The organism is Pseudomonas sp. D3 (genome assembly GCF_029320995.1).
Classification (GTDB): Bacteria; Pseudomonadota; Gammaproteobacteria; order Pseudomonadales; family Pseudomonadaceae; genus Aquipseudomonas; species Aquipseudomonas paraveronii.
In genome coordinates this window covers 2,608,570-2,623,856 of record NZ_CP119772.1, presented here as the reverse complement: position 1 = coordinate 2,623,856, position 15,287 = coordinate 2,608,570, and the positions used below count along the sequence as shown (strand labels likewise).

The 15,287-nt window shown below is 60.5% G+C and carries 15 protein-coding genes and 1 pseudogene; 11 read left to right on the top strand and 5 right to left on the bottom strand.

Annotated elements, in window-relative coordinates; all coding sequences use genetic code 11:
• The first annotated feature begins 1 nt into the window (after nt 1).
• Genes nuoK through nuoN form a run of 4 tightly spaced genes read left to right on the top strand, consistent with a single transcriptional unit; the run spans nt 2 to nt 5,219 of the window.
• On the top strand, nt 2-310 hold the full coding sequence (gene nuoK / locus P3S72_RS12110) for an NADH-quinone oxidoreductase subunit NuoK (protein WP_026140165.1): 309 nt from the start codon (nt 2-4) through the stop codon (nt 308-310).
• Nucleotides 307-2,160: an NADH-quinone oxidoreductase subunit L gene (nuoL, locus tag P3S72_RS12105; protein ID WP_276197508.1), complete on the top strand. Its 1,854-nt coding sequence runs from the start codon at nt 307-309 to the stop codon at nt 2,158-2,160. Before nuoK ends, nuoL begins: the two co-directional genes overlap by 4 nt.
• A gap of 55 nt (nt 2,161-2,215) precedes the next feature.
• Nucleotides 2,216-3,748, top strand: a complete 1,533-nt coding sequence (nuoM, locus tag P3S72_RS12100) for an NADH-quinone oxidoreductase subunit M (RefSeq protein WP_276197507.1) — start codon at nt 2,216-2,218, stop codon at nt 3,746-3,748.
• Between the two features lie 7 nt (nt 3,749-3,755).
• Nucleotides 3,756-5,219, top strand: a complete 1,464-nt coding sequence (gene nuoN, locus P3S72_RS12095; RefSeq protein ID WP_247396845.1) for an NADH-quinone oxidoreductase subunit NuoN — start codon at nt 3,756-3,758, stop codon at nt 5,217-5,219.
• Nucleotides 5,220-5,307: 88 nt separating this feature from the next.
• Here the strand turns inward: nuoN and P3S72_RS12090 are convergent, their stop codons facing one another.
• Nucleotides 5,308-6,132 carry an arylamine N-acetyltransferase gene (locus P3S72_RS12090; RefSeq protein ID WP_276197506.1) on the bottom strand — a complete coding sequence of 275 codons (825 nt, stop codon included), beginning with the start codon at nt 6,130-6,132 and terminating at the stop codon, nt 5,308-5,310.
• A 120-nt stretch (nt 6,133-6,252) separates the two neighbouring features.
• Here P3S72_RS12090 and P3S72_RS12085 point away from each other — a divergent pair, with 120 nt between their 5' ends.
• From P3S72_RS12085 to P3S72_RS12060, 6 genes are all read left to right on the top strand, one after another.
• Complete coding sequence (locus P3S72_RS12085) at nt 6,253-6,489, top strand: DUF6555 family protein (protein ID WP_276197505.1); 237 nt, start codon at nt 6,253-6,255, stop codon at nt 6,487-6,489.
• Between the two features lie 297 nt (nt 6,490-6,786).
• A complete protein-coding gene (locus P3S72_RS12080; RefSeq protein ID WP_276197504.1) occupies nt 6,787-7,551 on the top strand; it encodes a hypothetical protein in 765 nt (254 codons plus the stop codon).
• Nucleotides 7,552-7,580: 29 nt separating this feature from the next.
• The gene (locus P3S72_RS12075) at nt 7,581-8,018 is read left to right on the top strand and encodes a hypothetical protein (protein ID WP_276197503.1); all 438 of its coding nucleotides are present in this window, start codon (nt 7,581-7,583) and stop codon (nt 8,016-8,018) included.
• Between the two features lie 96 nt (nt 8,019-8,114).
• Nucleotides 8,115-8,780, top strand: a complete 666-nt coding sequence (locus tag P3S72_RS12070; protein WP_276197502.1) for a response regulator transcription factor — start codon at nt 8,115-8,117, stop codon at nt 8,778-8,780.
• Nucleotides 8,756-10,105, top strand: a complete 1,350-nt coding sequence (locus P3S72_RS12065) for an ATP-binding protein (protein WP_276197501.1) — start codon at nt 8,756-8,758, stop codon at nt 10,103-10,105. The genes P3S72_RS12070 and P3S72_RS12065 overlap by 25 nt, the downstream gene beginning before the upstream one ends.
• Nucleotides 10,106-10,249: 144 nt before the next feature.
• Nucleotides 10,250-10,771 (top strand): DUF3087 domain-containing protein, encoded by a 522-nt coding sequence (locus P3S72_RS12060; protein WP_276197499.1) that lies wholly within the window; start codon nt 10,250-10,252, stop codon nt 10,769-10,771.
• On the opposite strand, the gene P3S72_RS12055 is transcribed toward P3S72_RS12060, so the two are convergent.
• The 4 genes and pseudogenes from P3S72_RS12055 to P3S72_RS12040 all read right to left on the bottom strand — a co-directional run bounded on the left by P3S72_RS12055 (nt 10,768) and on the right by P3S72_RS12040 (nt 13,530).
• Nucleotides 10,768-11,235, bottom strand: coding sequence for an MEKHLA domain-containing protein (locus tag P3S72_RS12055; RefSeq protein ID WP_276197498.1), 468 nt, complete (start codon nt 11,233-11,235; stop codon nt 10,768-10,770). The genes P3S72_RS12060 and P3S72_RS12055 overlap by 4 nt on opposite strands.
• A 16-nt stretch (nt 11,236-11,251) precedes the next feature.
• Nucleotides 11,252-12,382, bottom strand: a complete 1,131-nt coding sequence (locus P3S72_RS12050; RefSeq protein WP_276197497.1) for an MFS transporter — start codon at nt 12,380-12,382, stop codon at nt 11,252-11,254.
• 120 nt (nt 12,383-12,502) lie between these two features.
• Nucleotides 12,503-12,640, bottom strand: a pseudogene (locus tag P3S72_RS12045) (MFS transporter); the annotation flags it as partial.
• A 26-nt stretch (nt 12,641-12,666) separates the two neighbouring features.
• Entirely contained in the window at nt 12,667-13,530 is an 864-nt protein-coding gene (locus P3S72_RS12040) for a Dyp-type peroxidase (RefSeq protein ID WP_276197496.1), read from the bottom strand.
• A gap of 138 nt (nt 13,531-13,668) precedes the next feature.
• Here P3S72_RS12040 and P3S72_RS12035 point away from each other — a divergent pair, with 138 nt between their 5' ends.
• Nucleotides 13,669-15,285, top strand: coding sequence for an NADP-dependent glyceraldehyde-3-phosphate dehydrogenase (locus P3S72_RS12035; RefSeq protein ID WP_276197495.1), 1,617 nt, complete (start codon nt 13,669-13,671; stop codon nt 15,283-15,285).
• Nucleotides 15,286-15,287: the final 2 nt, after the last annotated feature.

Here is a 15,287-nt window from a genome sequence, read left to right as displayed (position 1 = left end):
GATGCCTGCTATCCCTTTGGAGCATGGTCTGGCGGTCGCCGGCATCCTGTTCTGCCTTGGCCTGGTCGGCCTGATGGTTCGCCGTAACATTTTGTTCGTGTTGATGAGCCTGGAAGTCATGATGAACGCTGCGGCACTGGCGTTCATTGTTGCGGGTAGCCGTTGGGGCCAGCCGGATGGACAAGTCATGTTCATCCTGGTGATCAGCCTGGCAGCCGCCGAGGCCAGTATCGGCCTGGCGATCCTGCTGCAACTGTATCGTCGCTTCCACACGCTTGATATCGACGCTGCCAGTGAGATGCGCGGATGAACATGATCTTTCTGACTTTCGTATTTCCCCTGATCGGTTTCCTGCTGCTGTCGTTCTCTCGCGGACGCTGGTCGGAAAACCTCTCGGCCCTGATCGGCGTGGGCTCCATCGGCCTGTCGGCGATTGTCACCGCCTACGTCATCTGGCAATTCAACGTCGCACCGCCCGAAGGCGGTCACTACACCCTGGTGTTGTGGCAGTGGATGTCGGTGGAGGGCTTCAAGCCCAACTTCGCCCTCTACATCGACGGCCTGTCGATCACCATGCTCGGCGTGGTGGTGGGTGTAGGCTTCCTGATCCACCTGTTCGCGTCCTGGTACATGCGCGGTGAAGCCGGTTACTCGCGCTTCTTCGCGTACACCAACCTGTTTATCGCCAGCATGCTGTTCCTGGTGCTGGGCGATAACCTGTTGTTCCTGTACTTCGGCTGGGAAGGCGTGGGCCTGTGCTCGTACTTGTTGATCGGTTTCTACTACAGCAACCGCAACAACGGTAACGCAGCACTCAAGGCCTTTATCGTCACCCGGATCGGCGACGTGTTCATGGCCATCGGCCTGTTCATCCTGTTCCAACAGGTGGGCACGCTGAACATCCAGGAACTGCTGGTGCTGGCACCGCAGAAGTTCCAGGTCGGTGACTTCTGGATCACCCTGGCGACCCTGATGCTGCTGGGCGGCGCCGTCGGTAAATCCGCACAACTGCCGCTGCAAACCTGGCTGGCGGATGCGATGGCCGGTCCTACCCCGGTGTCGGCACTGATCCACGCCGCCACCATGGTGACCGCCGGTGTCTACCTGATCGCCCGTACCCACGGCCTGTTCACCCTGGCGCCGGACATCCTGCACCTGGTGGGCCTGGTCGGCGGCGCGACCCTGGTACTGGCCGGCTTCGCCGCGCTGGTACAGACCGACATCAAGCGGATCCTCGCCTACTCGACCATGAGCCAGATCGGCTACATGTTCCTGGCCCTGGGCGTCGGTGCCTGGGACGCGGCGATCTTCCACCTGATGACCCACGCCTTCTTCAAGGCCCTGCTGTTCCTGGCCTCAGGTGCGGTGATCGTTGCCTGCCACCACGAGCAGAACATCTTCAAGATGGGCGGTCTGTGGAAGAAATTGCCACTGGCTTACGCCAGCTTCATCGTCGGTGGTGCCGCACTCTCGGCCCTGCCATTGGTGACCGCCGGCTTCTACTCGAAAGACGAAATCCTCTGGGAAGCCTTTGCCAGCGGTAACCAAGGCCTGCTGTACGCCGGCCTGGTGGGTGCGTTCATGACCTCGCTGTACACCTTCCGCCTGATCTTCATCGCCTTCCACGGTGAAGCCAAGACCGAAGCACACGCAGGCCACGGCATCTCCCATTGGCTGCCGCTGTCGGTGCTGATCATCCTGTCGACCTTCATCGGCGCCTTGATCACTCCGCCACTGGCCGGTGTACTGCCGGAAAGCGTCGGCCATGCCGGCGGCGACGCCAAGCACAGCCTGGAGCTCGCCTCAGGCGCCATCGCGGTGGCCGGTATCATGCTCGCAGCCCTGCTGTTCCTCGGCAAGCGTCGTTTCGTCACCGCCGTCGCCAACAGTGGCATTGGTCGCTTCCTGTCGGCCTGGTGGTTCGCCGCCTGGGGCTTCGATTGGATCTACGACAAACTGTTCGTCAAGCCTTACCTTGCGATCAGCCACGTACTGCGCAAAGACCCGCTCGACCAGACCATCGGTTTGATCCCGCGCGCCGCCAAGGCTGGCCACACCGCCCTGAGCCGCAGCGAGACTGGCCAATTGCGTTGGTATGCAGCTTCCATGGCGGCGGGTGCCGTTCTGGTGATCGGCGCCATCGTTGTGGTAGCGGTCTGACCATGTCTAAGTACATTGCGAACTTTGCGAACTTGCGAAAGGAAACGAGCCCGTCATGATTCTGCCCTGGCTAATCCTGATCCCCTTTATCGGCGGCCTGCTCTGCTGGATGGGTGAACGCTTCGGCGCCACCCTCCCCCGCTGGATTGCGTTGCTGACCATGTCCCTGGAACTCGCTCTCGGCCTCTGGCTGTGGGCCCATGGCGACTATTCATTTGCTCCGGCGCCTGGCGCCGATCCGACCTGGGCGCTCGAGTTCAAGCACGTCTGGATTCAGCGCTTCGGCATCAACGTACACCTGGCCCTCGACGGCCTGTCGTTGCTGATGATCCTGCTGACCGGCCTGCTGGGTGTCCTCTCGGTACTCTGCTCCTGGAAAGAGATTCAGCGTCACGTGGGCTTCTTCCACCTGAACCTGATGTGGATCCTGGGCGGCGTGGTCGGCGTGTTCCTCGCCCTCGACCTGTTCATGTTCTTCTTCTTCTGGGAAATGATGCTGGTGCCGATGTACTTCCTCATCGCGCTCTGGGGTCATAGTTCTTCGGACGGCAAGAAAACCCGGATCTACGCGGCGACCAAGTTCTTCATCTTCACCCAGGCTTCCGGCCTGATCATGTTGGTGGCGATCCTGGGTCTGGTATTGGTCAACTTCAACAGCACTGGCGTGATTACCTTCAACTACGCCGACCTGTTGAAAACCAAGATGTCCCTGACCACCGAGTACATCCTGATGCTGGGCTTCTTCATCGCCTTCGCGGTGAAGCTGCCGGTGGTGCCGTTCCACTCCTGGCTGCCGGATGCTCACGCCCAGGCGCCGACCGCCGGTTCCGTGGACCTGGCCGGTATCCTGTTGAAGACGGCGGCCTACGGCCTGCTGCGTTTCGCGCTGCCGTTGTTCCCGAATGCCTCGGCCGAGTTTGCGCCGATCGCCATGACCCTGGGTCTGATCGGGATCTTCTACGGTGCGTTCCTGGCCTTCGCGCAAACCGACATCAAGCGCCTGATTGCCTTCTCGTCCGTTTCCCACATGGGTTTCGTACTGATCGGCATCTACTCCGGCAGCCAACTGGCATTGCAAGGCGCCGTGATCCAGATGTTGGCCCACGGTATTTCGGCCGCCGCGCTGTTTATCCTCAGCGGCCAGTTGTACGAACGCCTGCACACCCGTGACATGCGTGAGATGGGTGGCGTGTGGTCGCGCATCGCCTACCTACCGGCGATCAGCCTGTTCTTTGCCGCCGCGTCCCTGGGCTTGCCGGGCACCGGTAACTTCATCGGCGAGTTCCTGATCCTGATGGGTACCTTCGCACAAACGCCGTGGATCAGCGCCATCGCCACTTCCGGCCTGGTATTCGGTTCGGTTTACTCGCTGATCATGATCCACCGTGCGTACTTCGGTGCGGCCAAATCCGACACCGTCCTGCACGGGATGGATACTCGCGAACTGATCATGGTGCTCGGTCTGGCGGTCCTGCTGATCTACATCGGCGTGTACCCACAACCGTTCCTGGACACTTCTGCCGCAACGATGCATGGCGTGCAGCAGTGGTTCGGCACCGCCTTCTCTCAACTCGCTTCGGCCCGGTAAGAGCGCTATGGAATTCACGATCCAACACTTTATCGCGCTTGCGCCGCTGCTGATCACCAGTCTCACCATTGTGGTGGTGATGCTGGCGATCGCCTGGCGTCGCAATCACGCGCAAACCTTCCTGCTGTCCTGCGCGGGTTTGAACCTGGCTTTGCTGTCGATCATCCCGGCACTCAAGGTCGCACCCCTGGCGGTGACCCCGCTGATGATGATCGATGACTTCGCGCTGCTGTATATCGCGTTGATCCTCGTCGCCACCCTGGCCTGCGTCACCCTCGCCCACGCCTACCTCGGCGAGGGCGGCACCGGCTACCCGGGCAACCGCGAAGAGCTGTACCTGCTGATCCTGCTGGCTGCAGCCGGCGGTATCGTGCTGGTCAGCGCGCAGCACCTGGCGGGCTTGTTCATCGGCCTGGAACTGCTGTCGATCCCGACCTACGGCCTGGTGGCCTACGCCTTCTTCAACAAGCGTTCCCTGGAAGCCGGCATCAAGTACATGGTGCTGTCGGCCGCCGGTTCCGCGTTCCTGTTGTTTGGTATGGCCCTGCTCTACGCCGAAGCCGGCAGCCTGAGCTTCACCGGTATCGGCCACGCCCTGGCGGCCACTAGCATGCCTGCGCCGATCGCCCAACTGGGCCTGGCGATGATGCTGATCGGTCTGGCCTTCAAACTGTCGCTGGTGCCTTTCCACCTGTGGACGCCGGACGTGTACGAAGGCGCTCCGGCGCCGGTGGCTGCGTTCCTGGCCACGGCGACGAAAGTGGCGGTGTTTGCGGTGGTGGTGCGTCTGTTCCAGATCTCCCCGGCGGCCAATACCGGCGTGTTGAGCGACGTACTGAGCGTGATCGCCGTTGCATCGATCCTGTTCGGTAACCTGCTGGCGCTAACCCAGAACAACCTCAAGCGTCTGCTGGGCTACTCGTCCATCGCCCACTTCGGCTACCTGCTGATCGCCCTGGTGGCGAGCAAAGGTCTGGCCCTGGAAGCGATCGGCGTGTACCTGGTCACCTACGTGATCACCAGCCTCGGCGCCTTCGGGGTCATCACCCTGATGTCCTCGCCTTACAAAGGCCGTGACGCCGACGCCCTGTACGAGTATCGCGGCCTGTTCTGGCGCCGTCCGTACCTGACCGCCGTGTTGACCCTGATGATGCTGTCCCTGGCTGGTATCCCGCTCACTGCGGGCTTTATCGGCAAGTTCTACATCATCGCGACCGGGGTTGAAGCGCATCAATGGTGGCTGGTTGCCTCACTCATCTTGGGTAGCGCCATCGGCGTGTTCTACTACCTGCGCGTGATGGTCACCCTGTTCCTGATCGAGCCAAACCTGCGCCGTGTGGATGCTGAGCTGCACTGGGAACAGAAAGCCGGCGGCGTGATGCTGCTGGCTATCGCCCTGCTCGCCTTCTTCCTCGGCGTGTACCCACAACCGTTGCTCACGCTGGTGCAGCACGCGGTACTGGGCGTTTGATCGCTTAGCGGTATGTGGTAAACAAAAACGGCACCTTTGGGTGCCGTTTTTGCATTTATGGGGCAGAGAACACGCTATCTCAAAGATTCTAAAGATCGGCCAATACTAAACCATCGAGCGTTTCGCGAAGTCGCTGATGCACCGGCAGGCGAAGGCCAAAGGTGCCGCGCAGCAAATCAAGCAGTTCATCGGCACTCGCTATCGCACGTTTTTCGCTCGGACCTTCCAGGGAGTGCACCGCGTAGTGGCCGTTGTTCAAGGTATGACGCTTACCCGGCGCTAACAGCGCCACTTTCAACTGACCGAGAAACGGCGAACCCGCATGCGTGGAGACATACCAGTTACCGATTTCATAGTCGATGTCTGCCTGCACCAGCAGGTCGAACACATATAAGCCACGCCACTCCCCGCCGACCTGGGCCCACAAGGTGTAGCTGCCTTGCTTGCAGGTCAGGCGATAGGGTTCGTGGGCAGTCGCCTGGATCGCTTCGCTGTCCAGGCGTAACGGGCTGCTCGCCACCATGCCGCCAAAGCCGACGTCGCAGATATAGCGCACACCGTCCACCGTCACCAGACTCAGGCGATGGGTGCGCGCGGTGTGTGCGTCCGGCGGCCCGCCCATCACAACCCGTCCGGTGATACCGCGTGCGTCGAAGCCCAGTTCTTGCAGCAGTTCCAGGAACAGTTGATTCAGTTCATAGCAATACCCACCACGGCCATCGAGCAACACTTTTTGCTCGACACTGGGCAGGTCGATCGGCACTGGCAAGTGCAGCAGGGTCGACAGGCTTTCAAAGGCGAACGTACACACATGCCGCAATTGCAGGTCTTGCAAGGTTTGCAGGGTCGGCGGCGGCGGTGCATCGTAGCCCAGGCGTTGCAGGTACAGCTGGCTATGGGTCAGGCGGGACATAACGCGATCCTTGGGCGCGTGGCGAAGGCCTCACTATGACGCCCGGCGCAGTAATTTGTCATTTTGAATGAACCTTTTTGAACGCTTTCCTATCCATCTATAACAAGACAGGGAGGCAACATGATTACCGCAAAAATCTACACCATTACCTACCAACTGCACGGTCAACCGAAGTCCTTCGTAGTGCGTGCCGAAGTGATGAATAACGCCGAGGCCTGGCACTGGGCAGCGGTTGATGCCGATATTGCGCACGTCAGCCGCATTGGTCGGGTCGGCCATGAACAAGTGAAAAAAACCACCCGGCCCTGGGCCGAGAAGTACGGCATCAGCGACGTCACCTGGACACCGCCCAAATAAGCAAAAGCCCCTTCAATGCGACCTGTACCCTAATGGCACATAGTTTTGTGGATAGGTACAGGAGGTCTAGCAGGCGGAGGCTTTCGAACACCGACACCTTGCGCTGCAAAAACACATCGCAAGCCATTGCAACGTCTAAGCGCTGACAGCGATGTCGGCGCTTTTTATTACGGCTTTCATACTCATGTAGTGCTTTGTGTCCCGACTTCAACCACAGCCCCTCAGTCTCAGCTAAGTGTCTCTGCGTATCTTCCCCTCTACGCAAGTTCAGCGCAGATCAGCAGAGGCTACTCGCACATGAATCACATAAAAGCCGGATGGCTCAATAAAGTGCCCGAAGTGACACTGTCTTTCTGGGTCATCAAGATTCTGTCGACGACCGTGGGTGAAACCGGCGCTGACTTCCTGGCAGTAGATGCAGGTTTCGGCGCGGGCTGGACCAGCATTGGCATGGCGCTGTTACTGGCGGGCGCAGTATTTTTTCAGATGCGTAAAACAGCTTATTCGCCTTGGATCTACTGGTTGACCGTGGTGCTGGTGAGCGTCGTTGGCACGCAGATCACTGACATCATGACCGACATGCTCGACATCAGTCTGTACGTCAGCACGGCGGTCTTCTCGGTCCTGTTGGCGATCAATTTCCTGCTCTGGTACCGCGTGGAGCACAGCCTGTCGATCCGCGACATCGACACCCCACGGCGCGAGTTTTTTTACTGGACCACCGTACTCTGCACCTTTGCCCTAGGCACCGCCGCCGGGGACCTGGCCACTGAAGCGCTGGGGTTGGGTTTCACCGTCGGCAGCGTGATTTTCGGCGCACTGATTGGCGCGACGCTGCTGGCCTGGCGCCTAAGGGCCAATGCAGTGCTGACGTTCTGGATCGCCTACATCCTGACCCGCCCGTTCGGAGCTTCCCTCGGTGACTTGCTGACCCAAGCCAAGACCTATGGTGGTTTGGGTATGGGCGCGGCCTGGACCAGCGCCATCTTCCTGACGGTCATCGTGCTGTTGGTGGCCGTCGCGCAAATCAGCCTCGGCAATCGTAAAACCGTCACTCAATAACCGTTCAGACATCTCTCAAAGGAATCAACATGCGCTCGTTCCAAACAGCTCTTCGCCACGTAGCGATCATCTCGTCTCTGGTGCTGCTCGGCAGCATGGCCGGCTGCTCGAAACCCGCCGACAAACCCGGCACCGGCGCACCCACCACGTCTGTCAGCGTGCCTGCTCAGGCAGGCTCAAAACTGGGTGACCTGAGCGAGTTCCGGGCAATCGCCGTCGACGTTGCCGCGCTCGTCGAGAAGAACGACCTGCCCGGTGCCAAGGCCCGCATCAAGGATCTGGAAACCGCCTGGGACTCCGCCGAAGCAGGCATCAAACCGCGTGCGGCCAGCGACTGGCATGTACTCGACAAAGCAATAGACCATGCACTCGATGCGCTGCGAAGCAATCCTGCGAAGCAAAACGAATGCACGGCGGCAATGGGTGATCTGCTCAAAACCTTCGATTCGATGAAAGGCAAACCGTGAGCATGCACGGAACCGGTGGCGGACAAACACCGGTTCAAGTGCTTCAATACAGCGGCGATGGTTGTGAGCGTCGCGCCTTTTTCTGCCGGAGCGTGCATGCGGACTTTACTGGTCGAAAATGACCTGATGATTGGTGATGCCATCGAGGGTGCGCTCAACGATGCGAGCTACGCCACCGACTGGGTGAAAAACGGCCTCACCGCCTTGGCGGCTCTGGACACCCAGACCTATGATCTGGTGCTGCTCGACCTGGGTCTTCCCGGCAAAGACGGGCTTGATGTGCTGGACGCCATTCGTGCGCGTAACAACCCCGTTCCATTGATCATTATCACCGCACGGGATGACCTCGACGATCGCTTGCGTGGCCTCGATGGCGGCGCTGATGACTTCTTGCTCAAACCGTTCCCGATGGCCGAGTTGTTGGCGCGCATGCGCGCGGTATTGCGCCGCCGGGGCGGTAATGCTCAATCGGTACTGAATAACGGAACGGTGTCGTTAAATCTCGTCTCTAAGCAAGCAACCACCGCCGAAACCACCGACGTGCAACTCTCCAGTCGAGAATTCGCGCTATTGCAGGCACTTTTGATAAGGCCTGGCGCCATTCTGTCTCGCAGCGAACTCGAGGACCGTATTTACGGCTGGGGCAATGAAGTGGAAAGCAACGCAGTAGAGTTTCTTATCCATTCATTGAGACGCAAGCTGGGCAGCCACGTCATTAAAAACGTCAGGGGTATGGGATGGATGGTTTCAAAAGGCGCTTGAGGGACTCGGTACAGTTAAGGCTCTCTATAACGCTGTCACTCGCCATCCTGATCGTCGCCGTCCTGGCCGGTGCATTCGCGTTTGTCTCCGCCTTCGATGAGGCGCACGAAATGCAGGACGACGTCCTACGTCAAGTAGGGGCATTGTTTGATCGACAGCACATGACGCTGCAGTATCCCAGCGCAGACCCGATCGTCAGCGACGACGACGACGCCAAGGTCATCGTGCAATACCTGGCCGACAGCGAGAAAGCGAGCGGCAATAACGACGCCGTCATACCCCTGCCCTTTCCCACAACGCTGGCCGATGGTTTATCGACGTTGACCATCGCGGGCGAACAGTTTCGGGTACTGGTCAGAACCACTGCTGAAGGCCGACGTATCGCGGTAGCCCAAGAAGCAGACGTGCGCGACAAGGAAGCACGCGAAAGCGCGTGGCGCAGTCTTTTGCCCTTCCTCATTCTCTTTCCGGTGCTGCTGGTGGTGGTGGGCGACTTGGTGCGCAAGCTGTTCCGTCCGATCGCGACGCTTTCGGCAGAAATCGATCAGCGCGATAAACAGGCGTTGCATCCTATCAACGAGAGTCACCTGCCGACGGAGATCCGGCCTTTCGTTGTGGCGATCAATCGATTGCTCAAGCGCGTCGAGCAGGCCATGGAAGCACAACGGCGTTTCATTGCCGACGCAGCCCACGAATTACGATCGCCAATGACGGCGCTGTCACTCCAAGCGGAGCGATTGAAGGCTACGCAAATGTCAGCCGACGCCGCAGAACGCTTTTTGCCATTGGCTCAGGGGATCGAGCGCAGCAGAAAACTGATCGAACAACTGCTGGCCTTGGCAGCCGCACAATCGATTACCGAGCGACCACAAGCATCGGTATCCATACATGCCGTTTTTCGCCGGGTGCTGGAGAACTTGCTGCCATTGGCAGAGCACAAGAACATTGATATCGGTGTTGAAAGTCTCATGGATGTTCAGATCATCATCAACGAGATGGACCTGTTCATCCTCCTCAAGAACCTGGTCGACAACGCCATTCGCTATACCCCTTCTGGTGGCCGTGTCGACCTTAAGGTCGGATTGGATCGGGGGACAGTCATTATCGAAATCAAGGATTCGGGGCCGGGCATCAGCGTTGCGGAACAACTTCTAGTATTCGACCCGTTTTACCGCAGCCTGGGTACCGACGAAACGGGTTCCGGGCTGGGTTTATCCATCGTCATGGCGATCGCGGATCGTACCGGAGCACGCATCCAATTGAGCTTTTCAGATGAAGTGAAGCAGAGCGGATTGCGTGTTTCTGTCTGGTTAAAAAGGCGTTAGACCCCATGGGGATTGTGGCCTACACCGATTTAGAGAACGCCGCATCAACCATCGTTCAACTTGTTTAGCGCACACCGCGTCGTCAAGCATGAGAAGATGCCGCCCTGCTCTATCCCCTACAAACGCCAAGGAGATTCCCCCCGGATGTTCGAGCTCAAACCCTGCGACCCCATCACCTACCGCCAGCAGACCCGCCGCAGTACGTTAATCGTGGCTGTGTTGTTCGTGGCCCTGGCGATGCTGTTGTCGAGCCTGGCGGTGATGCTGTTCGGCGAAGCTGGCGGCGACAACTTTCGCTACAACGTGGGTGGGGTGTTTGCCGGGGTGTTGATCACCCTCGCCCTGGTACGCGGCCCGTTCTGGACCCAGCCATGGCTGGCGCCGGCGGTGTATGGCTGGCAGCTCAAGCGCAACCTGATGCGCGTGACCAACGTGATGCACAAGGTCACCGACCGCGTGCAGGCCAATGACCCGATGGCGCTCAAGGTCCTGCGTTTCTATCACCTAGGGTTGACGCAGATGCATGAGCTGGACGCCAACTCCAGCGCCCAGGCGCAGTTGGTCGGCGAGATCGAGGCACATAAGGCGAAGATGCAAGCGTTGGGGCTCGATACCGAGCAAACCCGTTTCGACCCGTCCTGGCTGGTCAGTTTCAAAGGCGCTTAAGCCAACACCCCAATGCGCTGCGCATCCGGCCAGAACAGCGCCGCCTGCCCACACGGCAGGCCGGCGGCATCGAGCAACGTCCACACCACACCGGCATGGATCATGAACGGCTGCTGATGCGCATCCACCCGCCAGCCGCTGTAGCCATCGGCGATGCCGTTGGCGCTGACGTGCTCCAGCAATACCTGGCGCGCGGCGCGGTCAAGTTCCGACGCACTGAAGCGTGACGGCATGCCGATGAAGGTCTCGCGCGGGTATTTGAAGCACTGCAGGGCGCACGCATTGGCGTAGGTAAACCGCGGGTCCGCCGCGCCGTCATGGGCCAGCAGGCTGTAGGGCGCATCAGCGTGCAGCCAGCTCAGGCGTTGCTGTGCGTCCAGATGCTCGGGGGCCGGCAAGCCCTGGCCGGTCCAGTGTCGGTAGGCGTCATCCAGCACGCGCACGAAGTCTTCTTGTCGGCTCACACTCTACCTCTCATTGTCAGTTGGAACGCTTTGCCCGCCAGCAAAACACGGCGCTGACGGCTATCGCTGCGCCCGCCAGGCCAAACACCCAAGGAGCTGCGGCGACCGGCAGTAACAGCCCCGCCAGCAGCGGCCCGAGGCCGGCGCCAATATCGCGCCACACCGCGTTGGAGGCCAATGCCGACACGCGCATCGAACCGGGGTTGCGCTCGGCCACCAAGGTCGTCACCAGGGGCAATTGCAACGCCCGCAACACCAGCACTGCAGCCGCGCCGACGATCACCCAATAACTGCCGAAAGCCGCCAGGGCCAACGCGCTCAGGAATGAAAACAGCAACAGCATCGACGTTGCACCGAAGCGTTGCGCCGCGCGACCGCCCAACGGGCTCAAGAGCATTTCCGAGACATAACGCAAAGCCATCAAGCCACCGGCGATCAACACTGCGTCGCCACCGAGGAGTTTCTGTGCCTGGATCGACAGGCCAAAGATAAACAGCCCATCCAGCGCCACACCTTCGATAAACGACCACAGCGCGACACTGTCGGGCCACTTGAAACGGCGCCCCGGACTGCTGTGCAAATCGTGGCCGACAGTAGGCAACCCCCGCGCCATCCACAAGCCCAGCAGGCAGCACGCGGCGAGAATCAGAAAGATCGGACGCGGCCCGACCGATAAGGTCAGCCAGCCCCCGAGTGGCAATGCAAGCATCGGCCCGAGGGCGATCAATGCCCGCGAGCGCCCCGCCCGGCGCGCGGCGCCCGTCGGCTCGGCGGTCGCCAGCACTTGGGTCGACAGGTTCAACGCCGCAAAACACAGGCCCCAGACCAGCCGCAACCCCAACAATGCAGCGAAGCCCGACAGCATCGAGTTACCCAGGGCACACAGCATCGCGGCACCGGCGGCGATCATGCAGGTCAGACGATCGCCGTGGCGGGCATAGAAATTAAGCACATGCCGGTAACCGAAAATCCGCACCAGTCGGTTGGCCGCCAGCAGCACCCCGGCCTGGGCCAACGTGATACCGAACGCCTGGGATTCCATAGGCAGCAGCAGATAAAGCAACACATCACTGGGTAGGCATAAAGCCAAGGTCAGCGCGGCGCGGCGGGAGGTAATGTCGGCAGTGCGTTGGGCCTGGCTTGACATAAATCTGAAACATCCCGAAATATTCAGGTCGCCACCGTAGCCTTCTCGAATGGCTTTTTACAACGATCCATTAAACCTTTTTGTCATAAGGCAACAACCGCAGGCCGCTGGCCAGGGACCTGCAAGGCGATCGAAGGTATGCGCAGCCATGGAAATGACCGGCAATGTGCGTAGGCCCAACATCGGCGCCAGCAACCCCAGCGGCACATTGATCAGGTACAGCCAGTGCCAGCCCGCGACCGACAGAATCGCCGACGCAGGCAAGTGCCAGGCCTGAGGCGTGATTACATCAACACGGTGCTGAGGTCCAGGCGCCCGTCCTTGAGCGGCGGGCACCAGTAATAGCCGCCGGTCAACGGTGTGCTGATGCGGTACAGGCCGTCGACGATACCGTCTTCCAACCCACTCATGCGGCGCAGTTGTGCTTCAAACGCATCGAAGGAATGCCCGAACGCGAGGAACATCAAGCCGGCCTGGCCGTTTTCCGCCCACGGCATCGAGCGGCGGACCACAAACGCTTCCGGGGTGAAGCTTTCCTGGGCGGTGCGTTTGGTGTGGGCGGATTCGGGCGCATCTTCCAGTTCTTCGTTGTCGCCATGGCGGCGACCGATGATGTGGTCGCGTTCCTGGGCAGGCAACGCGGCGAAACCATCGAGGTCGTGCTGCCATTGCTGGATCGCGGCGAAGCTGGCGCCGCTGTCGGTCAGTGCGGCTTCGACGGCGGCATCGTCGTGGGGGTTTTCGGTGCCGTCTTCGTAATCGGTCAGGTCAAAACCGCTCTTGTAGCGGAAGCCTTCGGTCGACTGCACCAGGCGGAACGCCGGGGCCAGGGCTTTCTCGAGCGCACGGCTACGCAAGAGCAATTCACCGCGATCCACGCCATGCAGCCACACCCACAACGCCTGCTGGGTGGAGGGGTTATGCGCGCCCGGCCCGCTGACGGCAGGAAAGGCGCGCAGCCCTTCAATCTGCGCGCCCAGTGCGTTGACCAGCGGCTCACCCAGGCCGACCACTGCCGCCGAATCCGCCCACTGCACCAGTGCGTCCAACGCGGCAGGGACAGCGGCCAGGGAGTCCACGGCAAAAAACAGATGGCGTGCCTGCAAAGGCACCGGTGCGGCAAGAATGCCCGGCTGGTACTGACTCATGTGAACTCCTTCAAGTAAGCCGCGCAGTTTACCCGCCACGCGCCGCCGTGCGTACAAGAAAGCGCGCAAGCCTTGCCACAGAACCCGTTGTTGGGTGACTCTCTAGTCATGTTTTGCAACTATTCCAGGGGTAGCAACATGACCACCGATAACCTGCTCGCCCAACTGTTTCCCACCCGTGCCGCCGATATTCCCGAGCAATTTCGCCTGGCCGCGCCCATCGAACAGCGTGATTACCTGGTCGACGGCCAGTTGCAGGTCTGGAACGGCCCCTTGGCCCAGGTCCTCAGCCCGGTGCAACTGGGGGACGAACGCGTGAACATCGGCAGCACGCCGCTGCTGGATGCCGACACCGCCCTCACCGCCCTCGACGCCGCCGTGCGCGCCTATGACCGTGGCCAGGGTGAATGGCCGACAATGCGCGTGGTTGACCGCATCCGGCACGTCGAAGCGTTTTTGCGGCGCATGCGCGAACAGCGTGATGCGGTGGTCAAGCTGCTGATGTGGGAAATCGGCAAAAACCTCAAGGACTCGCAGAAAGAGTTCGACCGCACCTGCGACTACATCACCGACACCATCAATGCCCTCAAGGAACTCGACCGTCGCAGCAGCCGCTTCGAGCTGGAACAGGACACGCTCGGCCAGATCCGCCGCGTACCGATGGGCGTGGCGCTGTGCATGGGGCCTTATAACTACCCGTTGAACGAGACGTTTACCACGCTGATCCCGGCGCTGATCATGGGCAACACCGTGGTATTCAAGCCGGCCAAGCTCGGCGTGCTGTTGATCCGCCCGCTGCTGGAAGCGTTCCGCGACAGCTTCCCGGCCGGGGTGATCAACGTGATCTATGGCAGCGGCCGCGAAACCGTCAGCGCACTGATGGCCAGCGGCAAGATCGATATTTTCGCGTTCATCGGCACCAACAAGGCCGCCAGCGACCTGAAAAAACTGCACCCACGTCCGCACCGCCTGCGTGCTGCGCTGGGCCTGGACGCGAAGAACCCAGGCATCGTGCTGCCCCAGGTCGACCTGGACAATGCCGTCAGCGAAGCCGTCACCGGCTCACTGTCGTTCAACGGCCAGCGCTGCACCGCGTTGAAAATCCTGTTTGTGCATGAAGACGTGGTCGACAGCTTCATCCAGAAATTCAACGCCAAGTTGGCGACATTGAAGCCCGGCATGCCGTGGGAAGACGGCGTGGCACTGACGCCGCTGCCGGAAGCCGGCAAGGTCGATTACCTCAACGCGCTGGTGGCCGATGCGGCCCAACACGGCGCCCGCGTGATGAATGCCAATGGCGGCGTCAGTCGCGGTACATTTTTCTACCCGGCGGTGCTGTACCCGGTAAACCCGCAGATGCGCGTGTACCACGAGGAACAGTTCGGCCCGGTGGTGCCGATCGTGCCCTACCGTGACCTGGAAACAGTGATCAATTACGTACTGGACTCGGATTTCGGCCAGCAACTGAGCCTGTTCGGCACCGACCCGGCCGAAATCGGACGGCTGGTGGACGCCTTTGCCAACCAGGTCGGCCGCATCAATATCAACGCCCAGTGCCAGCGTGGCCCGGACGCGTTCCCCTTCAACGGCCGCAAGAACTCGGCCGAAGGCACGCTGTCGGTACATGACGCCTTGCGCGTGTTCTCGATCCGCACCCTGGTGGCGACCAAGTTCCAGGACAATAACAAGGCGCTGCTCAGCGAGATCCTGCGCAACCGCGACTCGAACTTCTTGACCACTGACTACATTTTCTAGAG